We start from the raw sequence: 22,784 nt of genomic DNA on the forward strand, positions 1-22,784 counted from the left end.
ATCCGTTATGCATACGGGAGCCATCATGAAGCGCACTTCACCGACGAGCTTGATCTTGACCAAAATGGCATTTGTCCTTGGCATGGGGTTTGCCATGACCACGGTCAACGCCGCATTGACCGACATCGCGAGTGCGCCGATGGCCAACACGGCCAGTTCGGTCGTGAAGCCCAATCTGATGTTCCTGCTGGATGCCTCCGGAAGCATGAACTGGGACTTCATGCCGGACTCCGTCGACTTCGATCCGGCATGCAAAAGCACGGGTTCCAGTTTGACCAACTGTAGTTTCGCCGATCCCCCGCACAACAGCGCGCAGTTCAACGGCATTTACTACAACCCGACCATTACGTATACGCCGGCGGTTAACTATGACGGGACCAGTTTCCCGAGCTACACCACCTGGACCGCGGTGCCGAACGACGCTTTTGGCATCCAGTTCAGCGGCACCATTGACTTGACCACAGCCTATCCTGACACGGTCTGGTGCAATACGAATTCGCCGACCACCTCCGATCTCACCGCCCCGTTTGCAAGCGGCGTATGCAAGAGACCGATCCAGGCCGGCGTCTGGACCTATCCGAACGGGACATACAACCGTCTGCGTTCCGCTGCCGGCACCCTGAACCCTTACTACTACACCGTCAGCAGCCTGGCGTGGTGTAGCAGCGCGAACGCCAGCGGCTTCGGTACGGGCACCTGCCAGGCCAAGAAAACGGCTACGTACCAGTATCCGAAGTATGGAACCGGCAGCGACGGCTTCACGCGGACGGACATCGTTCCGGGTACGGCCAGTTACCCGCGGGCCGCATCACGCACCGACTGTTCCGGCGCAGTCGGGGCAACCGGCTGCAGCTACGCGCAGGAAATGACCAACTTCGCCAACTGGTATGCCTACTATCGCACCCGCATGCAGATGATGAAATCGGCGGCGGGTCTGGCATTCAAGCAGGTCACCGACAGCTTCCGCGTCGGCTTTATCACCATCAATCCCGGCAGCCCGGTCGCGTCCGCGAAATTTCTTCCCATGGCGGATTTCACGGCTGGCGCTGGCGGACAAAAGAATAACTGGTACACGAAGTTCTACGCACAGAATCCGAACCTGTCGACGCCATTGCGGGAAGCCCTGTCCCGGGTCGGTCGCTACTATGCCCACGTGACCACCGGCATCAACAACGGCATCACCGACGATCCGATGCAGTACTCGTGTCAGCAAAACTTCACGATCATGTCGACCGACGGGTTCTGGAACGGCAATGCCGGCCAGAAACTGGACGGCAGCGCGATCGGGAATCAGGACTCGGACCCGACGACGGCGCCGCGTCCGCTGCTCGACGGTTCGTTCCAGCTCACCGCCGTGACTTCGAACAGCACCTATACGCAGCAGATCTGCACCGGAAGCGCCACCGTTTTTGGCGCCACGCCTTGCGGTTGTTCGGCGAACTTCAGCCGCGTCAAGCAGCAGACCTCGTCTTCAATCAGCACCGTGGTCTCGCGCGACGGCGTCGTGTTAAGCACCACACCCTCGACGACCACGACTTACCAGGACATTACCGCTTGCAACGCGGTCGTGACGACCGCGGTGACCCCGACAACGAAGGTGGATGAACAGGCCGTCAACGGCAATGCCACCACCACCTTTGCCGCGGTCAACGGCATCAGCGCGGGCGATAATCAGGCCGGTACCTGTGCTGCGAATTTTGGACGCATCAAACGCCGTACCACTACCGCTACCAGCACCGTGGTCACGACCGGCGGCGTGGCGGCCGCTCCCGTACTGGGCGCGACCTACGCGTTTGCCGATGTCGGTTCCTGCGTCGCTCTGACCAACACGGTGGTCACGCAATTTACCGTTGTGGACGAGCAGACTCTGGTTGCCAACGCCACCAGCACCTTCGGCACCATCAACGGGGTTGCGGCGGGAGCCAACCAAGCCGGCGTTTGTGGAGCCGGGCAGGCACGCATCAAGCGGCGCACCACGACCTATAACCAGACTGTTGTCACGGTCGGCAGCACGGCCGGCGCTCCCACGACGAGCGGAACCGCCTATGCATTCTCCGATCCCGGTTCATGCGTAAACCTGACCTCGACCACGACAACGCCAGTCACCGAAACGGCGCAATGGGTCAGCAGCGCAAACGGCACAAACCTCCCCAGCGCTTTTGCTGCGGCGTTCGCCGGCAGCCCGAACCCGCAGACGACCTATACGTGTACCATTGCAGGGCGTACGCTGAAGCTGCAGCGCGTCATGGGTTACAACAGAATCGTGACGACCATCGGCGCGGGTGCCCCGACTACAACCTATAGCGGGACCACGAGCGGCCCGACTTTTACCATTGCGCAATCTTGCACCGTTGGCGCTAAAACGGCCAACCCGACGACTACCGTAAACGGCGCGACCTCCGCTCCCGTGGTCACCGGAGCACCGGTCGCGGCGGCAACCAGTTCCAGCAGCAGCGTCACGTCGAACACGACGACCGGCGGCCCCTCGCCAGCAGCATCGACCTCCGTCACCGGTGCGACAACGTCCACATCGACAGGGGCGGCGATCACGTCTGCGGACTTCACCATTACGCCGAATCCGAAGTCGGTCGTCACCAACACTTCGACGTCCGGCCCGCTGGGCTATCCGGATACATTGGCCGACGTGGCCCAGTACTACTACATGACCGACTTGCGCGCGCCGGGCTCGCTCGGGGCAGCGGTCTCGGGGACCCAGCTCGACGTCGGCACCACCAATAACGTCCCGGGACAGCCTGGCACCGACCCGCAAAACGACAGCGCGAGCTGGCAGCATATGACCACCTTCACCCTCGGATTGGGCGTGGACGGTACGCTGACGTACGCTTCGGACTACCGCACCAACCCGACCGGGGATTTCCTCGCCATCAAGAACGGAACGATGAACTGGCCGCAGCCGGTTGCCGACACGGTTAGTGCCGTGGACGATTTGTGGCACGCGGCGGTGGACGGCCGGGGCACGTACTTCAGTGCCAAGGATCCGGCCCAGCTCGTGTCCGGACTGTCGAACGCGCTGTCCGGCGTCACGGCAACGACCGGCTCGGCCGCCGCAGCGGCAACCAGTAACCTCGAGCCCGTCGCCGGTGACAACTTCGCGTACGTCGCCAGCTACGAAACCGTGCGCTGGAATGGAGACGTGGAAGCGCGCACCATCGACCTGAGCACCGGTGCGGTCAGCGCCCCGCCTTCCATCTGGAGTGCGCAAGCCCAGCTCGATACACTGACGAATGCCACGACGCCCGGAGGTAACAACCGCAGCATCAAGCGCTTCAATAGCAGCAGCACCAACAAGCTGCAGGACTTCGCCTGGGCGAACCTCACCGCGACCGAGCAGGCCTATTTCAATGCCGCGTGGATCGGCACGGGGGGCGCGGCATTGAGCCAGTGGGGCAGCCTCACCGCCACACAGCAAACGGCAGCCGCAGGGTCGAACCTCGTCAGCTTCATTCGCGGCGACAGTTCCTTTGAAGCCCAAGCCTCCGTCGCCGCCGGGAACCAGCTCTATCGCGACAGGCAGCATGTTCTGGGCGACGTAGTCGACGGCGCGCCGGTGTACGTAAAGAAGATTTCGGCCGGCTACGCCGACGCCGGGTTCGCCTCGCCTGCCGGAGCCAACTTCAAGGAGTGCGTCAACACGGCCGGCGTGAGTTGTAGCGGCATCTACAGCGGCTCCCGCGATCCTGTCAATGTCGTTGCCGGCGTCGACGTCGGCAGCGCCCGTAGCGCGAACGTGTATATCGCGGCCAATGACGGCATGTTGCACGCGTTGAATGGCGATACCGGGACGGAGCGCTGGGCCTACATCCCCAACATTTTGATCCCGAATCTGTATCGCCTGGCGGATAAGGACTACGCCAACCGCCACCAATACTATGTGGATGGGTCGCCGACTGTCGGAGACGTCTACGATCCCGTCGCGGCGAAATGGAAAACCATTCTGGTCGGCGGTCTCGCCAGCGGCGGAAGGAGCTTCTACGCTCTCGATGTCACGGATCCGGCGACGCCCATCGGGCTGTGGGAATTCAACGTCAGAGCCACGGCGAGCTGCCCGAGCGCAACAGTGCTCGGTACCGACAAGGACGATTGCGACCTCGGTTTGTCCTACGGCAACCCGATCATCACCAAGCTGGCACCCGTGTCCCCTGCCACCAATGGGAAATGGGTCGTCGTCGTGACTTCGGGTTATAACAACGTCAGCCCGGGAGACGGCAAAGGCTACGTCTATGTGCTGGATCCCATCACCGGGGTGATCCTGAAGAAGATCCAGGCCGCCAATGCGAGTCAGTTCCTGAGCCCGGGCAGTACCGCCACGCCGCTCGGCCTGGCACGGATCAACAACTGGGTTGACGACACCAACGTCGACAATACGACGCTGAGGGTTTACGGCGGCGACCTGCAGGGATATCTGTGGCGCTTCAACCTGGATACCGCCACCGCGTACGCAATCGCCCGGTACACGGACCCGTCGGGCGTGGCACAACCGGTGACAACGAAGCCGGAGCTGGGTGACGTCAACGGTGTGGCGATGACCTACGTCGGAACCGGGCGCTATCTGGGCACCAGCGACCTGCCATCGACCCAGGTACAGACCATCTACGGCATCAAGGACGCGACCAACGGGGTTGCCCCGTCCACACCCATCAACGCACGCGGCACCACGGTTGTGGCACAGACGCTGACGAATGGTACGTCCGGGACCGGTGCGGGAATTCGCACGGCGACCTCGAATGCGGTCGACCTGACGGCGAAAAATGGATGGAGAGCCGATCTTCCGAACAGCGGAGAGCGGGTGAACGTGGATCCCAAGCTGCAACTTGGCACCCTGATTGTCGGCTCGAACATTCCGGCCTCCAGCGCCTGCACTTCCGGCGGCACGTCGTACCTGAATTTCCTCGACTACAAGACCGGTGGATACGTCCAGTCCTCGGGCAACACGCTCGCCGGCGTGCTGGTCGGAAATTCACTGGTCGTCGGTATCAGCATCGTGCGCCTGCCCAACAACAAGACGGTTGCGATTGTAACCACGTCAGACAACAAGTACCCCAACCTGGCGCCTCCATTCTCCTCGCCGAGCCCGACCGGCCGTCGGAGTTCCTTCCGAGAGTTGCAATAGGAGCGGCAAAGCAACAAAAAAGCGGCTCGCCATGCGAGCCGCTTTTCTTTTTTGTCGCAGGAAATTAACCCGCGAGTGCCTTGGGCAAGGGAAATGTCACCCGTTCCGCGATACCTTCCAGTTCCCTGACCGGCCCGGCGCCCAACGAATTGAGCCGGGCGATGACCGCCTGCACCAGCACTTCCGGTGCGGATGCACCGGCCGTCACGCCCACCACCTTTTTCCCTTCCACCCATTCGGGCTTCAGATCGGCGGCGTTGTCCAGCATGTAGGCGGGCACGCCGAGATTGGACGCGACCTCGCGCAGCCGGTTGGAGTTCGAACTGTTCGGCGAGCCGACGACGATCAACACATCGCACTGCTTCGCCAGCACCTTGACCGCATCCTGGCGGTTCTGCGTGGCATAACAGATATCGTCTTTTTTAGGCCCGAGGATTCCAGGGAAGCGGCGCCTGAGCGCCTCCGTGATCGAACGTGCATCGTCCACAGATAACGTAGTCTGGGTCACGAACGCCAGGTTGTCCGGATTCTTGACCTTGAGGCGTTCGACGTCCCGGATGGATTCCACCAGATACATGCCGCTGCCGACCTGCCCCACGCCCTCTATCTGACCCATGGTGCCTTCCACCTCCGGGTGGCCCGCGTGGCCGATCATCACGATTTCGCGTTGGCCGTCATGCATCTTGGCCACTTCGACGTGCACTTTGGTTACCAGCGGGCAGGTGGCATCGAATACGTTCAACTTTCGCGCTTCGGCGTCGCGACGGACGGTCTGCGACACGCCGTGCGCGCTGAAGACCACCGTCGCTCCTGCGGGTATCTCGGCAAGATCCTCCACGAACACCGCTCCCTTGGCACGAAGGTCGTCCACGACATATTTGTTGTGAACGACTTCATGGCGCACGTAGATCGGCGCTCCGTGCAGCTTGAGGGCGCGTTCGACGATTTCGATGGCACGGTCTACGCCGGCGCAAAAACCGCGGGGATTGGCGAGCAGGACTTCCATGGTGTGAGCAGGTTGATCGAGGCCTGAATTATACGCCGCCGCATTCCCTAGATTGCCGTCGGCCTCTATAGATCGCCGCCGTTTCTATAAATTGCCTTCAGCGAAACGTTCTTCCTTCCACGGATCGGCCTCGTTGTGATAACCGCGCACTTCCCAGAAACCGGGCCGGTCTTCTTCGTGGAATTCGATGCCGGTCAGCCATTTGGCGCTCTTCCAGGCGTAGCGCTTCGGCACCACCAGCCGGACCGGTCCGCCGTGCTCGGCCGGCAGCGGCTTGCCGAACACACTGTGCGCAATCATCACGTCATCGTCGAGCAACGCCTCAAGCGGCAGATTGGTGGTGTACTCGTCGGCACTATGCAGAGTCACGAATCCGGCCTTCTCCAGCGGACGGGCGCTCATGATGATTTCCCGCGCCGGCACACCGCGCCAGTTCATGTCGAGCTGCGACCAGCGCGTGACGCAATGAAAATCGGTGGTCAGGTCGACTTGCGGCAATTCGTTGAATGTCTTCCAGCTGTAGTCGAGCTCCTCCTCGACCAATCCGAACACACGCAGATTCCAGCCGGACAGCGAAACCTTGGGCTCCAGACCCAGATCGAGCACCGGGAAGTCATGTACTTCCTTCTGTCCCGGCGGAATGCGGGGATTGTCACTCGCCCTGGACGGCTTCGCGCCGCGTTTGGCCAGGGCAATCTTGGCTTCCATCATCTTCACCCAGTTCGGCATTTTTCTATCCCTAACTCTAAATCTCTTTTACCGCAAAGGCGCAAAGACGCAAAGGAAACGCAAAGAAAACCAATGCCATTTATTCGCAAGAAACATTGGGCGCTACGAACTGTCGAGAAACTGTAACTGCGTCGCGCACGTGGTTCGTCCGAGTAATGTCCTGCCCTCCTTTGCGTTTCCTTTGCGTCTTTGCGCCTTTGCGGTGAAGGTTTTGAACTTCAAACTGCTTTGACACGGGACCGACGAAAACTATCCCAGATCAATAGCGCGGCGCCGACTGTTATGCAGGAATCCGCCAGGTTGAATGCCGGCCAGGGGTCGAGCAGCCTGGGGCCGCCAGGCCAGCGCAGCAATACGAAATCCACCACCGCGCCGTATACCGCGCGATCAGTGAGATTGCCCACGGCGCCGCCGAGGACCAGTGCAAGGGAGAAACACAGAAAACGATCCGATCGATGTTTGATCATCATGGTGATGATCAGGACCGAGGCGACCAGCGCGATGACCAGGAAAAAATAACGCTGCCAGCCCGAACCCGATGCAAGGAAACTGAACGCGGCACCGGGGTTGTAGGCCAGCACCAGTGTCACCACCGGCGGTAACACATCGAGGGATTGACCCGGAACCAGCGCGCGCTGGATGACGAATTTCGTGATCTGATCGAGCACCACGAGCAACGCGCTGAAACCAAGCCAGGTGCCCAGGCTACGCATGCACGCGCCGCTCGCCGGCCCCGTAGAGATTTTCCGTGCAGCGGCCGCAGATTTCCGCGTAAGCCGGATCCCGGCCTACATCCGCGCGGTAGTGCCAGCAACGCTCGCACTTCTTGTACTCGCTCGGATGTACGACGATGCCGGCGCTGCCGTGCAGGATTTTTGCCTGCGAGGTGATGAAGACGAAACGCAGATCGTCTCCCAAAGACTTCAGCACATCGAAGCGCTCGCCGTCCGCAAACACCTCCACTTCGGCCTGCAGCGACGAGCCGATCTTTCCGGCCACCCTCAGCGCTTCGAGTTCCTTCTGCACCTCGGAACGCGCCGCGCGGATCTTGTCCCAGCGCTCGCATAGATCTCCTCCGGCGTCCGGAAACTGGTGCCAGGTGTGCAGCAGCACGCTGTCCTTTTCTTTGCGCGTGAATATCGACCAGGCTTCGTCCGCGGTGAACGACAGCACGGGCGCCATCAGCCGCAGCAGGCTGTGCGTGATGTGGTAAAGAACGCTTTGCGCGGAGCGGCGCGCCGTGGAATCCTTCGCCGACGTATAAAGCCGGTCCTTGAGGATGTCCAGATAGAATCCGCCAAGGTCTTCGGAACAGAACGCCTGCAGTTTCTGCACGACGTAGTGGAACTCGAATTCGTCGTAGTCCTTGAGCACCTGCCGTTGCAGCCGCTCCGCCATCTGCAGTGCATAGCGGTCGATCTCGAGCCATTCCGGCACCGGCAATTCATGCGCCGTCGGATCGAAGTCGTCGAGGTTGGCGAGCAGGAAACGCAGAGTGTTGCGGAAGCGCCGGTAGGCTTCGACGACGCGCTTCAGAATTTCGTCGGACAGAGACAATTCGCCGGAATAGTCTGTCGAGGCGATCCACAGGCGCAGGACATCGGCACCGAGCGTATCCATGACTTTCTGCGGTGCGATGACGTTGCCGAGCGATTTCGACATCTTGCGGCCCTGGCCATCGACGACGAAACCGTGCGTCAGCAGCCCTTTGAACGGCGCCTGTCCGTCGATCGCGCAACCGGTCAGCAACGACGACTGGAACCAACCGCGATGCTGGTCGGAACCCTCGAGATACAAATCGGCTGGGTTGGCCAATTCCTCGCGCCGCTGCAGCACCGACACATGGGTCGTGCCGGAATCGAACCAGACGTCCAGCGTATCCGGCACCTTCCGGTAAGTCGCCGCGTCGGAGCCCAGCAACTCGCTAGCATCGAGTGAGAACCAGCCTTCGATGCCCCGCTGTTCCACGCGCTGCGCCACCTGTTCGACCAACTCGTCGGTACGCGGATGCAATTCTCCGGTTTGCCTGTGAACGAAGAACGCCATCGGCGTGCCCCAGTTGCGTTGCCGGGAAACGCACCAGTCGGGCCGATTGGAAATCATCGCCTCCAGCCGTGCCTGCCCCCACGACGGATAAAAAGCCGTCGCTTCAACCGCGGTGGCGGCGATTTGCCGCAAGCTTCGGTCGCTGCCGTGATCCATGCCGATGAACCACTGGCGGGTGGCGCGAAAAATAAGCGGCGACTTGTGACGCCAGCAATGCGGATAGCTGTGCTTGTAGCTTTCGATGCGCAGCAGCCGCTCGTGGTCCTTGAGCGCCTGGATCACGACATCGTTGGCCTGCCACACAGACAGGCCGCCGACCAGCGGGATCTTCTGGAAAAAACGCCCGTCATCATCCACCGGGTTTTCCACCGGCAGTTTGTAGCGCAGGCCGACCGCGAAGTCTTCCACGCCGTGCGCAGGCGCCGTGTGGACCAGGCCGGTGCCGGAATCGAGAGTGACGTGATCGCCAAGCACGACGGGCACGATGCGATCGTAGAAAGGATGCTCGAGTGGCAGGTTCTCGATGTCCGCGCCCTTGAACTCGGCAACGATTTCGCGCTTTTTGATCTGGTAGGCCTCCAGGCATTTTTCCGCGAGATCCTTCGCAAGGATCAAAAACCCTGCGGAGAAGTGCACGAGCACATAATCGAATTCCGGATGCACCGACACGGCCTGGTTGGCCGGCAGCGTCCACGGCGTCGTCGTCCAGATCACGACGAAGACCGGCTCATAGATGTGGGTAAACCGCAGCGCCTTCGCCAAAACCGCGTTGTCGTGCACCCTGAACGCGACATCGATTGCCGGTGAAGTGCGGTCTTCGTATTCCACTTCGGCTTCGGCGAGCGCCGATCGACAGTCGAGACACCAGTGCACCGGCTTTGCGCCCTGGTATAAAAACCCCCTGCGCCTGATGGCATCCAGCGCGCGAATGGTATCGGCCTCGGTCTTGAAATCCATGGTCCGGTAAGGGTTCGTCCAGTCCCCGAGCACGCCCAGGCGGATGAAATCCTTGCGCTGGCGCTCGATCTGCTCGGTCGCGAAATCGCGGCAAAGTTTGCGAAACTGCGCGGCCGGAATATTCTTGCCATGCTTCTTCTCGACCTGGTGCTCGATCGGCAGACCGTGGCAATCCCAGCCGGGCACATAGGGCGAATCGAAGCCGGCCAGCGTTTTCGATTTGACGACGATGTCCTTGAGGATCTTGTTGACCGCGTGACCGATGTGGATGTCGCCGTTGGCGTAAGGCGGCCCATCGTGAAGAATGAACTTCGGCCGTCCTTTGGATACTTCACGGATGCGCTCGTACAATTTATCTTTCTGCCAGTGTTGCACCCAGCCGGGCTCGCGTTTGGCGAGATCGCCGCGCATCGGGAAAGGCGTATCGGGAAGGTTCAGTGTGTTTTTATAGTCAGCCATTCTAAAAAACCCTTAACCGCAAAGGCGCCAAGGCGCAAAGGTAACGCAAAGGAAATCGATCAGAAATTGTTCACAACGCGCTTTATTCCGTGCCGCATTACATCTACTCTGAAATTCAGCAGCATTTCAAGTTTCAGTCCTGTCATCTTCAAGTAAGTCAAAAGCTGGGCAGTATGAATGGGCTCGAGAGCATCTACACACTTCAACTCTAGGATTACCCCTTCATTGACAATCATGTCGACCCTATAGCCTTCCTCTATCCGAAGATCCTTGTACACAACCGGGATAGGCACTTGTCTCCGAGGCTGAAATTTCCGTAGGCCGAGTTCCCAAGCAATGCTTTCTTCATAGGCCGACTCCAATAGTCCGGGCCCCAGAACACGATGTACTTCTATCGCGGCTCCAATCACCTCATTGCTGATGTGATCCAATTCTTCGGGCGTCATTTGAATTCCTTCGCGTCCCCTTTGCGCCTTGGCGCCTTCGCGGTTAAGAAGTAGTCCCTGGCAGCGGCCGCGTCCGTATCCATCTGCGCCACCAGCGCATCGATGCCGGCGAACTTCTGCTCGTCACGCAGCTTCTTCATGAAGCGCACGCCGATGCGCCGCCCGTATATGCGTCCGTCGAAATCGAACAGGTGGACTTCCAGCGTCGGGCGGCCGCGTTCCTTGACGGTGGGACGCACACCGAGACTCGCCACGCCCGGCAACGGCTCTGTTCCGAGGCCGTCCGTTTCAACGACAAAGATTCCCGCCAGCGGCGCCTTGGACCGCTTCAACTGCACGTTTGCGGTCGGGTAGCCGATTTTCGCGCCGAGTTTGTCGCCATCCACCACCCGGCCGGTGATCGAATAAGGCCGGCCGAGCAGTTGTTGTGCGCCAGCGAGATCGCCCTTCTCCAAGCGGGCGCGGATTGCCGTGCTGGAAACCCGTTCGCCGGCCGTCGCGACACTGGTCATGGCTTCGACCTCGAAGCCCGACTGGGAGGCCAGCGCCTTCAGCAGCGTGAAATCACCCGACCGTCGTGCGCCAAAACGGAAATCGTCACCGACCAGCAGCCAGCGCACCGCCAGGCCGTCGTGCAAGATCCGGGAAACAAATTCGTTCGCAGCCAGTTGCGCGAGCGCGTAATCGAAGCGGCAGACGTACACCCGGTCCACGCCGCAATCACGCAGGAGTTCCAGCTTTTCGTGCAGCGAGGTCAGCCGCGCCGGCGCCTGATCGGGCGCGAAAAATTCCTGAGGCTGGGGCTCGAAAGTCATCACCGCAACCGGCAGCTCGTGCCGGCGCGCCACTTCCGCCAGACGCGCGATCATCGCGCGGTGCCCGAGATGGACGCCGTCGAAATTGCCGATAGTTAGCGCGATAGGAACGTCTGCCCGCGCCGGGATACCCCGAAAGACTCGCATGTCCAACCGACCAAAAGCCTGAATTCTAGCGGCTTTCGGCTCGCCGGAGCGCGGTTCTAAACGATCCGGACCCAAACCGGATCAGTTGGAGCGGGACAAGTGCTGGTCGAAGGCCCAGTCGGCAATTGCGTTGGTGAGGTCTTCCGAGTCGCCGATTGCGCTCGTAACGTCGATCCGCATCACCGGATGCTGCTTGCGGATATCGTCGAGCAACCTGGGCAGATCTTCCCTGAGATGCCCGCCCTGAGCGAGGAACAGCGGGACCACGGTGATGCGCCCGACGCCCTCGCCGGCCAAACCAGCAATGGCCGATTCAAGGGTTGGCTGCATCAATTCCAGAAACGCCAGTTCCACGCGAATGCCGGGTTGCTTGTGGCGCAGCCGGGCCACGATCCGGCGGAACGGCTCCGCCCACGACGGGTCACGGGCACCGTGGGCAAAAAGAAGGATTGCCGAAGCCGGCGCCTGGCTCACTTCACAGTCAGGAGAAGTTGCATCCCGGCTAGTGTAGCTGACTGGGAAACAGGTCGAAGCGGCGCGGCCGGATGAATACGCGCTCGCCGGCTACGAGTTTCAGTTCACGAAAGCGCTCCCGGCTGATCTCGGCCTGGATCGGATCGGTCCGCTCACCGCCTTCGCGGGCGAGCTCCACGCGCACCACCGGACCGACCGCCAGCATGTGCACGATGCGCGCCGGCAGCGCCGTCTCCCCATTGGACACGCGTTCAATTTCCATGTCGTGCGGTCGGACATAGGCAACGGCAGGCTGCTGATCTGCTTCGGCGTGTTCCGGCGCGTCGAGTTCGATATCGCCGATCAGCGCGCGGCCGCGATGCAGGCGGCCGTGAAACAGGTTCACATGGCCAAGGAACTCGTAGACGAACGGCCCGGCCGGCTGGTCGTACACCTCGTCTGGTGTACCGATCTGTTCTATGCGACCTTCGTTCATGACCACCACGCGATCGGCCACTTCGAGCGCCTCTTCCTGGTCGTGCGTAACGAACACGCTGGTGATATGCATGTCGTCGTGCAGCCGCCGCAGCCAGCCGCGCAATTCCTTGCGCACCTTCGCATCCAATGCGCCGAAAGGTTCGTCGAGCAGCAATACCTTCGGTTCTACGGCCAGTGCCCGTGCCAGAGCGATGCGCTGGCGCTGTCCGCCGGAGAGTTGATGCGGATAGCGATCGGCGAGCCAGTCGAGCTGCACCAGCTTGAGCAATTTCAATACGCGTTCCCGGATTTCCCCTTCTCCGGGACGGACGTTCTTCGGGCGCACACGCAGACCGAACGCAACGTTTTCGAATATCGTCATGTGCCGGAACAGCGCGTAGTGCTGGAACACGAAGCCGACGCGGCGGTCGCGTACATGACGGTCGGTGGAATCCTCGCCATGAAACAACACCTGCCCGGTATCGGGCACTTCGAGTCCCGCTATGACCCGCAGCAGCGTAGTCTTGCCGGATCCGGAGGGCCCCAGCAGCGCAAGCAATTCGCCAGTCTGTACCTGCAGGCTGACATCGCGCAATGCGGAAAAGCTGCCGAACTGCTTCGACAGGTTGCGGACTTCAATGGTCATGGTCTTGCTCCTTGTCCGTCGCGGCCCTGGCCCCGACGACACTCTTGAGTACCAGGGTTACCAGCGCCAGCAACGCCAGCAGGGAAGCCACCGCAAAGGCGGCGGCAAAGTTGTATTCGTTGTAGAGGATTTCGACGTGCAGCGGCATGGTATTGGTGCTGCCGCGGATATGTCCGGACACCACGGATACCGCCCCGAATTCGCCCATCGCCCGCGCATTGCAGAGGATTGCACCGTAGAGCAATCCCCATTTGATGTTCGGCAAGGTCACGCGGGAGAAAATCTGCCAGCCGCTGGCGCCCAGCACCGCCGCCGCCTCTTCCTCTTCGCTGCCTTGCGCCTGCATCAGCGGAATCAGTTCGCGGGCGACGAAAGGAAAAGTAACGAAAATGGTGGCGAGCACGATGCCCGGAACCGCGAAGATTACTTTCAAGTCGTGCTCGGCAAGCCAGGGGCCAAGCCAACCCTGCAGGCCGAAGATCAGAACGTAAATCAGTCCCGAAACCACCGGCGAAACCGAAAACGGCAAGTCGATCAAGGTAATCAGCAGATTCTTGCCGCGGAACTCGAACTTGGCGATCGCCCACGCAGCGGCGACACCGAACACGACGTTGAGCGGTACGGCGATCGCTGCGGCGATGAGCGTGAGCTCGATCGCGGACAACGCATCCGGCTCGACGATGGAGGCGAAGTAGACCCCCACGCCTTTTCTCAGTGCTTCGCAGAACACCGAAATCAGCGGCACGAACAGGAACAGCGTCAGGAACGCCAGCGCGAGGCCGATCAGGGTCCAGCGCACCCACACCGGTTCCTGCGTGGCGCGCACGCCGCGTCCCGCGGCGTCGAGGGGAAGCGCAATGGAACTCATCGGCGTGTTCTCATAGCGCTTCTCCGCGTCGCCGGCTCCACCATTGCAGCCAGTTGATGATCAGCAGCAGGACAAAGGAAATGGCCAGCATCACCACCGCCAGCGCGGTGGCGCCGATATAGTCGTATTGCTCCAGCTTGGTAATGATCAGCAGTGGCGTGATCTCCGAAACCATCGGCATGTTGCCGGCAATGAAAATCACCGATCCGTATTCGCCGACCGCACGCGCGAATGCCAGTGCGAAGCCGGTCACCAAAGCGGGCAATACCGTGGGAAATATTACGCGCGCAAAAGTCTGCAGCCGTGTGGCGCCGAGCGTCGCCGCCGCCTCTTCGAGTTCCGACTCCACGTCCTCCAGCACCGGCTGCACCGTGCGCACCACGAATGGCAGGCCGATGAAGGTCAGCGCGACGAAGACACCGAGCGGGGTGAAGGCGACCTTGACGCCGAAGGGCTCGAACCATCGGCCGATCCAGCCGTTGCCCGCATACAGCGCGGTCAGTGCAATGCCGGCCACCGCGGTCGGCAGGGCGAATGGCAGATCGACCAGCGCATCGATGATTTGCTTGCCGGGAAAGCGATAACGCACCAGCACCCAGGCCACCAGCAACCCGAAGACTGCATTCAGCAGTGCCGCCGCGAGCGATGCGCCGAATGTCAGCCGGTAGGACGCCACAACCCTCGGCGTGGTCACCGTGGCCCAGAACTCAGGCCAGGACAGGGCCGCTGTCTTGATAAATGCCGCCGACAACGGGATCAGCACGATCAGGCTCAGATAGAGCAGCGTGAACCCGAGCGCCAGGTTGAACCCCGGCAGAACGCTGTGTTGTTTGAACAGCCTTACCACGCGTACCCCGGATGGCTGCCTTGCTCTTGCGCACGGCGCGATATCGACTCGATCTCACGCGTCGGCTCGCCCAGGAAACGCCCCTGCAGCAGATCGGCCCCGGCGCGTACCCCTGCAGACATTTCCTGTTCGGTTTCGACGTCTCTGACCAGCAACGTAGCGCCGAATCGATGAATCGCGTCTACCAGCGCAGGCATTCCGCCACAAGACTTCAACTGACCCGCTCCCAGCCTGACGAAATCGGGATAGAGGCTGCCGAGTTCCGCCATCCAGCCCTCGTTTTCCCCGCCGTGATTGATGGCGATGCGATAACCCCTCGAGCGATGATTGACCATCACATGCTTCAGGAACCGCCAGTCCCGGTTCACCTCGGCCGGGATTTCGATCACGACACGAGCGGTTTCCACGCCGATCAGGTCGAGCACTTTTTCAAAAGACGGCCATGGCCGTCTTTCACGCTTTCCAGCAGCCGCGCCTGCACGGCCACGACCAGGTTCTGGCGACAATGGAAAAAATGACCGACAATCCAGCCATCCGCCGAGCGCTGCAACGGATAATCGGTGGCGGCTTGTATGCGCGCCAACGCGTCCTTGTCTGCAAGAAACTCCATGGTCGCTACTTCTGATAGATCTGATCGAACACGCCGCCATCGGCGAAATGGGTCTTCTGCGCTTTTTGCCAGCCGCCGAATACCGCGTCGATCCTGAAAAGATTGATCTTCGGGAACTGGGTCGCATATTTCGCCGCGACCTTCGGATCCGTCGGCCGATAGAAATTGCGTCCGGCGATGTTCTGCCCCTCCTCGCTGTACAGATACTCGAGGTAAGCCTGCGCCACCTTGCGGGTGCCGTGCTTGTCGGCGACCTTGTCGACAAGGGTCACGGGCGGTTCGGCCAGAATGCTGATGGACGGCACGACGATATCGACTTTTTCCGGGCCCAGCTCTTTCACCGCCAGGAAAGCTTCGTTCTCCCAGGCCAACAACACGTCGCCGATGCCACGCTCGACGAACGTGGTCGTCGATCCGCGGGCACCGGAGTCGAGCACCGGAACATTCTTGTAGATCTTCGCGACGAATTCCTTGGCCTTGGCTTCGTCGTTACCGAAGTTCTTCAGCGCATAACCCCATGCCGCGAGATAGTTCCAGCGCGCCCCCCCGGAGGTTTTCGGGTTCGGCGTTATCACCGAAATGCCGGGCTTGGCGATGTCGTCCCAATCCTTGATGTGCTTGGGATTGCCCCTGCGCACCAGGAAAACGATCGTCGACGTGTACGGCGAACTGTTGTGCGGCAACCGCTTCTGCCAGTCGGTAGGGAGCAGTTTCGCCTTCGCGGCGATTTCGTCGATGTCGTAGGCAAGCGCGAGCGTGACGACATCAGCGGTCAAACCGTCGATCACCGTCCGCGCCTGCTTGCCCGACCCGCCGTGAGACTGCCTGATGGTGACCTTGTCTTTGGTCCCGGCCTCCCATTGTCTGGCGAATGCGGCATTGAACTCCTGGTAGAGCTCGCGCGTAGGGTCGTAGGACACGTTGAGCAATTCTGTATCGGCATGCGCTGATGCACCCCAAGTGAACAGAAAAGCGACAATCAGTTCATATCCCACACTACGCGAGAACATGCTTTTCAATGATGACGGAAAGCGTTTCATCGGGGCGGTCCTCAGATCGCGGCCTGAAAGCGGGTGAGAATTGCTTTCTCCGGCGGCCGATCTCCTATCGCCGCTCCACCATCAAAATGCGTTTCTTCATAGTTGATCTGCACCTTGATATTCCGATTAAGGTACCAATTCAATCCCACTCCGACCTCTCGCGCCTCGCGGGCAGACTGCGAAGGATTGGCCAGCCGGGTTGCGGCGGTCCCCGCGAAAGCGCCATCGTCGTTCGTCTGCACGCTGTAGCGCGTCACGAGTTCGAACGCACCCCACCGGCCGTCGGATGAAGAAAAAGGCCTGTTGGGCACGGGCACGCCACGATAGGAAGCATTCTCACCGGTAATGACCCAATACCCGGCTATCTGCCATGCGCGATTGTCTAGGTCTCGCTTGAGATTCGTGCTTCGGGAAATTTCCTGGCGCGAACTAATGTATTCGCCAAGCAAACCGAAGGGTCCGACGTAGTAGTAGAACTGGGGCGATACGCGATCATGGCTTCCGTCCGCATAGGCTCCAGTCGCGTAATTGAAGAAATTCTGCTGCCCCATCGTCTTGAACTGCGGAAGATCAGACGTCGTCGGGTTGCCATGATGATGACCAGTGCTGTAGGAAACTCCGAAGCCGAGGCTCTTCAGCGCGCTGTCGCCGTTTTTGAAGGGTTCCAGGAATATTCGCCCCACCCCGTCCTTGCCGTTGTTGTCGTCGCCGTCAGAGAGACCGTTATCATAGACGCCGTCGAAAATGCCCAGTTGATAGGACACCGTGTTCGAAAATACACTGCCTGCAAACTGCAAACCAACGTCGCGATTGGGCGCAAGATTGGTCGGCAATGCGCGTTCGATGAATTCGTTTTCGCTATCAAGCTGAAGGCGTTCCAGGCCCACCGGTGATTTGAATTTTCCAGCGCGAATATTGAAGGCCGGGTCGAGTCTCGCCTCGACATATTCCTCCTGGATCGTCTGGCCATTTCCAAAATCCGGCATGATTCTCAGCACGAATTTTTCGGCAATCAATGCTTCGAGAATCGGTCTCGCTTTCCTGACAAGAATGTTGTCGGGCGCGTTGCCGGACGGGAGACTATGATCCGTATACCAGCGGGTATCGGCCTGAACGACGCCCCCAAGTCGCAGGGAAAATGCGCCATCCCCGGACTTGATGTAAAAACCGTCCTTTCCTGCGGAAATCCCGGAAGTTTCTTTCGCCTTCGCTGTAGCCGCCTCCTTGTCCAGTTCCTGCAGTCTCTGTAGCACGCGTATTTTCTGATCCAGTTCGTCGAGTTGCTGTTTGATTTGCGAAACGTCGTCTTCCGCAGCCGCGAAAGGCGAAGTCAGGATGAAGCTTGCGGCCAATGCGCCGGCCAGGGTTTGTAACCGAAACGGATTCATTCGAAGAACTCCCTTTAAAAAATTACGGAGCCCTCCGGTCATCCGGTCAGGTCGCCGACATCGTTTTGTTTTTTGCCGCCTCCAGTCTTCTGGTTGGCCTGCCCGGGGTGTTGCCGAGCCGGTTTACCCGGCTAGCGAATTTGACGTATCGCGTTCTTGCGGCCCGGTTCGTCGCGGACCACGCGAATTTTTTCCCTACACTCTATTTGCACGACCTTGCCGTCGTGGACGACCACTTCGATCGAGCCGTAGTCGATGCGCGCTATGGCCCGAAGGATCTCCCGCTCGATTTCCGGGGACAGCCGTTTATCGGTCTGCCCTTCCTCAATCCGCTTTGCGTCGAACTCGGCCATCGCTGTTTCGCCTTTGTTTATTTGACCTGATAGATCTGATCGAACAGACCGCCATCGCTGAAATGCACCGCCTGGGCCTGCTTCCAGCCGCCGGAAACCTCGTCGACCGTGAACAGGTCGAGCTTCTTGAAAGTCGCTTCGTTAATTGACAACAGAGGAGCTGCGAAATCGAGTGGGAAGTTACCGGGCTCCTGTTATGAATGGAAATAATATAATCTCATGTTCTTATCGTTATTAGGAATATTTAACGAGGCGTAAAAAAGCCGGCTTTGCGCCGGCTTCCTGACAACAGCAACGCCGATATTTTTCAGCGTGAAGTCGCCTGCAGCGGTGTATCGTCAGCCACCAGTTCCTGTCCGGTCAGGGCATGCGCACGTTTCCTGAAAACGTTGCCGAACAACAGCAACGCGGGACCGGCCAATCCTCGCGCGGCACCGTTCTTGAGTCCGCGCAACGTGGACCCGATATGCCGGGAGCCTGGCAACGAGGCATTCTCCACTAGGACAACGGGGGTCGACATCGGCATGCCCTGTGCTTCCAGTATTCCCGCAATTTCCGCCGCCTGGCCGACTGCCATGTACAGCACCGCCGTATCGGCCCGGGCTACCGCCGACGCCCAGTCGCTGACGTCCTCACCTTCGCCGATCCTTGGCGTAACGAAAACAACGCTGCGGCTGACGCCGCGCTCGGTCAGCGAAACACCCAGTTCCGCGCTGGCGGCCAGCGCCGATGTAATACCGGGTACGATCTCGTAAGGCACGCCTGCCGACTCAAGCGCCTCGATCTCTTCCTGCGCCCTGCCGAACAGCATCGGATCGCCGCCTTTGAGCCTGACCACAATGTCGTACTTGCCGGCGGCTTCGATCAGATTGCGATTGATGAAGCGCTGGTCCGTCGAGATGCGGCTGCAACGCTTGCCCACGGCCACCTGTTTGGCACCAGGAGCCAATGCGAGCATCTCCGCTTGCACCAGCGCGTCATGAAAAACGATTTCGGCACGCTTCAATAACTCGGCGCCTCGCAAGGTGATCAGGTCGGCAGCACCGGGCCCCGCACCGATAAGATAAACCTTGCCCATTAGGCGAACTCCAGCAAAGCGCGTTTGTCCTTGATCTGCGCCCAGTGTTCCGCATCGATAGGCTCAGGTTTCTTCTCGGTGATCGGCGACCAGGCTTTTGCCGCTTCCGCATTGATACGGATGAAGTCCCGCTGGTCTTCGGGTACGTCGTCTTCCGCAAAGATGGCTTCGACTGGACACTCGGCAACGCACAAACTGCAATCTATGCAGGTCTCCGGGTCGATTGCGAGAAAGTTCGCTCCTTCGACGAAGCAATCGACCGGGCACACATCCACGCAGTCGGTATGCTTGCAGTTGATGCACGACTCTGTCACGACGTAGGTCATCTTGCGTTCCTGTGCTGCGAAATGTCCGATTTATTCGATGAGTCCGGCGGCAACGGTATTGTTGCTGGTCTCGTCGATGACGATGAAACTGCCGGCGGCCCGATTCCGGCGATAGGGTTCGAACGCGACAGGCTGCGCGGTCTTGACCGAAATGCGGCCGATGTCGTTCAGCGCGAACGTGTCGGCCGATTCCTGCACCAGCGTGTTGACGTTCATCCGGTACTGCGGGGACCCGAGCAACGCCTTGACCACCCGGGTACCCTGCTTGATCAGGTAGCGCCGGCTGCGATTGAAGGGTTCGGTCGCCAGCCAGCACAGGGTCGCCTCGAATTCGCGCGCCACGACCGGTAACGTCCCGGTTGCCGCCAATACTTCGCCGCGCGAGATATCGAGCTGGTCTTCGAGCACGACCGTTACCGACTGCGGCGCCTGTGCCCGCTCGACAGTCCCGTCGAAGGTGCGGACCGTACGGACTCGCGAAGTCTGCCCGGACGGCAGCACGGTAATAGCGTCTCCGATACCGATGCTTCCGGATTCGATCCGGCCGGCATAGCCGCGCGCGCCTTCCACGCCACTGTCTCCCGGTCTCGACACCAGTTGCACCGGGAAAAAGAGCTGCCCGTGCACGGCGGAACGCGCCACTTCGGCGCTCTCGAGTATTTCCAGCAGCGTCGGTCCGCGGTACCACAACAACCTGTCGCCACGCCCGACGACCATATCGCCCTGCAGCGCCGACATCGGCAGCGCGTCAACCCGATAGAAATCGAGGTCGCGTACAAAACCATCGAAGGCTTTGCTGATGTCGTCGAATACCTGCCGCGAATAATCCACCAGGTCCATCTTGTTCACCGCCAGCACCACGTGCGGAATGCGCAGCAGGCTGGCGATATAGGCATGACGGCGCGACTGCGTCAGCAATCCCTTGCGCGCATCCACCAGCACGATCGCCAGATCCGCGGTCGAGGCCCCGGTCACCATGTTGCGGGTGTACTGCTCGTGCCCGGGCGTATCGGCGATGATGAACTTGCGCGACGGCGTGGCGAAATAGCGGTAGGCCACATCGATGGTGATGCCCTGCTCGCGTTCCGCGAGCAGCCCGTCGGTCAGCAGCGAAAGATCGATTCCAGTTTGACCGCGACGGCGGCTGGATTTCTCGATGGAGGAAAGCTGGTCCTCGAATATCGCTTTGGTGTCGTACAGCAGCCGCCCGATCAGCGTGCTTTTGCCGTCGTCGACGCTGCCTGCGCTGGTGAAGCGCAGCATGCCGGTATCCACGGGAGACAGGGTTTCGATCGCTGACACGTTAAAAATATCCTTCCTTCTTGCGCAGTTCCATCGACGCTTCCGACGTCTGATCGTCCATCCGCGTCGCGCCACGTTCGGTAATGCGGGTCGTCGCCGTTTCGACGATGATTTCCTCCGCGGTTGCCGCGGTGGATTCCACCGGGCAGGTACAGGTCATGTCGCCAACGGTACGAAACCGCACTGAAATCGTTTCCACGGTTTCGCCCGCCTTCGGCCGCACGAGCTCCGACACCGGCAACAATCCGCCGGGCCTGCGCACCACTTCGCGCCGATGCGCGTAGTAGATCGAGGGAACCGCCAGCTTTTCGCGGTCGATGTACTGCCAGACGTCGAGTTCGGTCCAGTTGCTGATCGGAAACACGCGGATGTTTTCACCCTTGTGCACCCGCGTGTTGTAGAGACTCCACAACTCCGGGCGCTGGTTCTTCGGATCCCATTGGCCGAATTCATCCCGGAAAGAAAAGATACGCTCCTTCGCCCGCGATTTTTCTTCGTCACGCCGTGCCCCGCCGATGCAGGCATCGAATCCATGCTCGGCAATGGTGTCTAGCAAGGTCACCGACTGATGCACGTTGCGGCTTTCGTCTTCCGAACGCAACCTCACCCTGCCGGCTCGAATCGAATCTTCCATGTGGCCGATGACCAGGCGCTCGCCGAGTTCGGCGGCACGCGCGTCGCGAAAAGCGATGACCTCGGGGAAGTTGTGCCCCGTGTCGATGTGCAGCAACGGGAACGGAAACCTCCCGGGACGGAATGCCTTTTCGGCCAGCCGCAGCATTACGATCGAATCCTTGCCACCGGAGAACAGCAGCGCCGGATTGCTGCATTCCGCCGCCACTTCGCGCAGGATGTGAATGGCCTCCGATTCGAGCCAGTCGAGATGGTTGATGCGCGTCGAGTCGATCTGCAGCACGGCACTCACGGTGTTTTTCCCTCGGTCGGCTTGACTAACGGCGAGACGTGAATTCCGCATTCCTTGCTGTCCCTCGATTCCCACCACCAGCGCCCGGCCCGAATGTCCTCGCCGGGGCGTATCGCACGCGTGCATGGATCGCAGCCGATGGAAGGATAGCCGCGGTCGTGCAGTGCGTTATAAGGCACCTCACGGTCGCGGACATAGGCCCATACTTCCTCCTCGCTCCAATCCGCCAGCGGATTGAATTTCACGAGGCCATGGGTGGCATCGAACTCGCGCAGCGGGAGGTCTGTGCGGGTGACCGACTGGGCGCGACGCAGTCCGGTAACCCACGCATCTCGACCTGCGAGGGCCCGCGCCAGCGGTTCCACCTTGCGGATGTGACAGCAACTCTTGCGTAACTCGACGCTTTCATAGAAAGCATTCGCACCGTGCGTGGAGACGTAGCGCTCTACCTTTTCTGTGTCAGGCCGGAATACTTCGACCTCGCGGGAATAGCGGCTGCGCATGCGCTCCAGCAGGTCCAGTGTCTCGCCTGGCAGGCGGCCGGTATCGAGCGTGAAGATGGTAATCGGCAGACCGGTTGTGAAGATGGCGTCCGCTACCACCATGTCTTCCGCGCCAAGGCTGCTGGCGAACGCGACATCGTGAAACTCGCTGGCGATTTCCTTCAACCGCGACACGAGGACCCCATGGGGGTATCCGGAATTCGGCGAAGAAATCATGGGCTGGACGTGCATG

The 22,784-nt window shown here is 60.4% G+C and carries 19 protein-coding genes and 1 pseudogene; 1 reads left to right on the forward strand and 19 read right to left on the reverse strand.

The genetic code is table 11. The features are described 5' to 3' along the window. Positions 1-25: 25 nt before the first annotated feature. Entirely contained in the window at positions 26-5,131 is a 5,106-nt protein-coding gene (locus HY067_01810; protein MBI3526683.1) for a PQQ-binding-like beta-propeller repeat protein, read from the forward strand. Positions 5,132-5,195: 64 nt separating this feature from the next. Here HY067_01810 and ispH read toward each other — a convergent pair whose 3' ends face one another. The 19 genes and pseudogenes from ispH to HY067_01905 form a co-directional block, all read right to left on the reverse strand. Further along, positions 5,196-6,137: a 4-hydroxy-3-methylbut-2-enyl diphosphate reductase gene (gene ispH / locus HY067_01815; protein ID MBI3526684.1), complete on the reverse strand. Its 942-nt coding sequence runs from the start codon at positions 6,135-6,137 to the stop codon at positions 5,196-5,198. Positions 6,138-6,221: 84 nt separating this feature from the next. After that, positions 6,222-6,866: a sulfite oxidase-like oxidoreductase gene (locus HY067_01820; GenBank protein ID MBI3526685.1), complete on the reverse strand. Its 645-nt coding sequence runs from the start codon at positions 6,864-6,866 to the stop codon at positions 6,222-6,224. Positions 6,867-7,084: 218 nt separating this feature from the next. After that, a complete protein-coding gene (locus HY067_01825; protein ID MBI3526686.1) occupies positions 7,085-7,579 on the reverse strand; it encodes a lipoprotein signal peptidase in 495 nt (164 codons plus the stop codon). Then, positions 7,572-10,328: an isoleucine--tRNA ligase gene (ileS, locus tag HY067_01830; protein MBI3526687.1), complete on the reverse strand. Its 2,757-nt coding sequence runs from the start codon at positions 10,326-10,328 to the stop codon at positions 7,572-7,574. Before ileS ends, HY067_01825 begins: the two co-directional genes overlap by 8 nt. Before the next feature lie 59 nt (positions 10,329-10,387). Then, positions 10,388-10,774, reverse strand: a complete 387-nt coding sequence (locus HY067_01835; protein MBI3526688.1) for a GxxExxY protein — start codon at positions 10,772-10,774, stop codon at positions 10,388-10,390. After that, entirely contained in the window at positions 10,771-11,736 is a 966-nt protein-coding gene (locus HY067_01840; protein MBI3526689.1) for a bifunctional riboflavin kinase/FAD synthetase, read from the reverse strand. The genes HY067_01835 and HY067_01840 overlap by 4 nt, the downstream gene beginning before the upstream one ends. Before the next feature lie 81 nt (positions 11,737-11,817). Beyond that, complete coding sequence (locus tag HY067_01845; GenBank protein MBI3526690.1) at positions 11,818-12,210, reverse strand: CbiX/SirB N-terminal domain-containing protein; 393 nt, start codon at positions 12,208-12,210, stop codon at positions 11,818-11,820. Between the two features lie 28 nt (positions 12,211-12,238). After that, a complete protein-coding gene (locus HY067_01850; GenBank protein ID MBI3526691.1) occupies positions 12,239-13,312 on the reverse strand; it encodes a sulfate ABC transporter ATP-binding protein in 1,074 nt (357 codons plus the stop codon). Next, a complete protein-coding gene (gene cysW / locus HY067_01855) occupies positions 13,302-14,180 on the reverse strand; it encodes a sulfate ABC transporter permease subunit CysW (GenBank protein ID MBI3526692.1) in 879 nt (292 codons plus the stop codon). Before cysW ends, HY067_01850 begins: the two co-directional genes overlap by 11 nt. Positions 14,181-14,190: 10 nt before the next feature. Then, on the reverse strand, positions 14,191-15,018 hold the full coding sequence (gene cysT, locus HY067_01860) for a sulfate ABC transporter permease subunit CysT (GenBank protein MBI3526693.1): 828 nt from the start codon (positions 15,016-15,018) through the stop codon (positions 14,191-14,193). Between the two features lie 2 nt (positions 15,019-15,020). Then, a pseudogene (locus HY067_01865) lies at positions 15,021-15,637 on the reverse strand (EAL domain-containing protein). Between the two features lie 5 nt (positions 15,638-15,642). After that, the gene (locus HY067_01870; protein MBI3526694.1) at positions 15,643-16,647 is read right to left on the reverse strand and encodes a sulfate ABC transporter substrate-binding protein; all 1,005 of its coding nucleotides are present in this window, start codon (positions 16,645-16,647) and stop codon (positions 15,643-15,645) included. 41 nt (positions 16,648-16,688) lie between these two features. Beyond that, positions 16,689-17,693, reverse strand: a complete 1,005-nt coding sequence (locus HY067_01875) for a porin (GenBank protein MBI3526695.1) — start codon at positions 17,691-17,693, stop codon at positions 16,689-16,691. 503 nt (positions 17,694-18,196) lie between these two features. After that, on the reverse strand, positions 18,197-18,418 hold the full coding sequence (locus HY067_01880) for a YezD family protein (protein MBI3526696.1): 222 nt from the start codon (positions 18,416-18,418) through the stop codon (positions 18,197-18,199). 307 nt (positions 18,419-18,725) lie between these two features. Next, entirely contained in the window at positions 18,726-19,496 is a 771-nt protein-coding gene (gene cobA, locus HY067_01885) for a uroporphyrinogen-III C-methyltransferase (protein ID MBI3526697.1), read from the reverse strand. After that, positions 19,496-19,822: a ferredoxin family protein gene (locus tag HY067_01890; protein ID MBI3526698.1), complete on the reverse strand. Its 327-nt coding sequence runs from the start codon at positions 19,820-19,822 to the stop codon at positions 19,496-19,498. Before HY067_01890 ends, cobA begins: the two co-directional genes overlap by 1 nt. Before the next feature lie 30 nt (positions 19,823-19,852). Then, on the reverse strand, positions 19,853-21,124 hold the full coding sequence (locus HY067_01895) for a GTP-binding protein (GenBank protein ID MBI3526699.1): 1,272 nt from the start codon (positions 21,122-21,124) through the stop codon (positions 19,853-19,855). 1 nt (position 21,125) lies between these two features. Then, positions 21,126-22,100, reverse strand: a complete 975-nt coding sequence (cysD, locus tag HY067_01900; protein MBI3526700.1) for a sulfate adenylyltransferase subunit CysD — start codon at positions 22,098-22,100, stop codon at positions 21,126-21,128. Further along, positions 22,046-22,783 (reverse strand): phosphoadenylyl-sulfate reductase, encoded by a 738-nt coding sequence (locus HY067_01905; GenBank protein ID MBI3526701.1) that lies wholly within the window; start codon positions 22,781-22,783, stop codon positions 22,046-22,048. The genes cysD and HY067_01905 overlap by 55 nt, the downstream gene beginning before the upstream one ends. Position 22,784: the final 1 nt, after the last annotated feature.

The sequence above is a fragment of the Betaproteobacteria bacterium genome, from assembly GCA_016194905.1.
Classification (GTDB): Bacteria; Pseudomonadota; Gammaproteobacteria; order Burkholderiales; family JACQAP01; genus JACQAP01.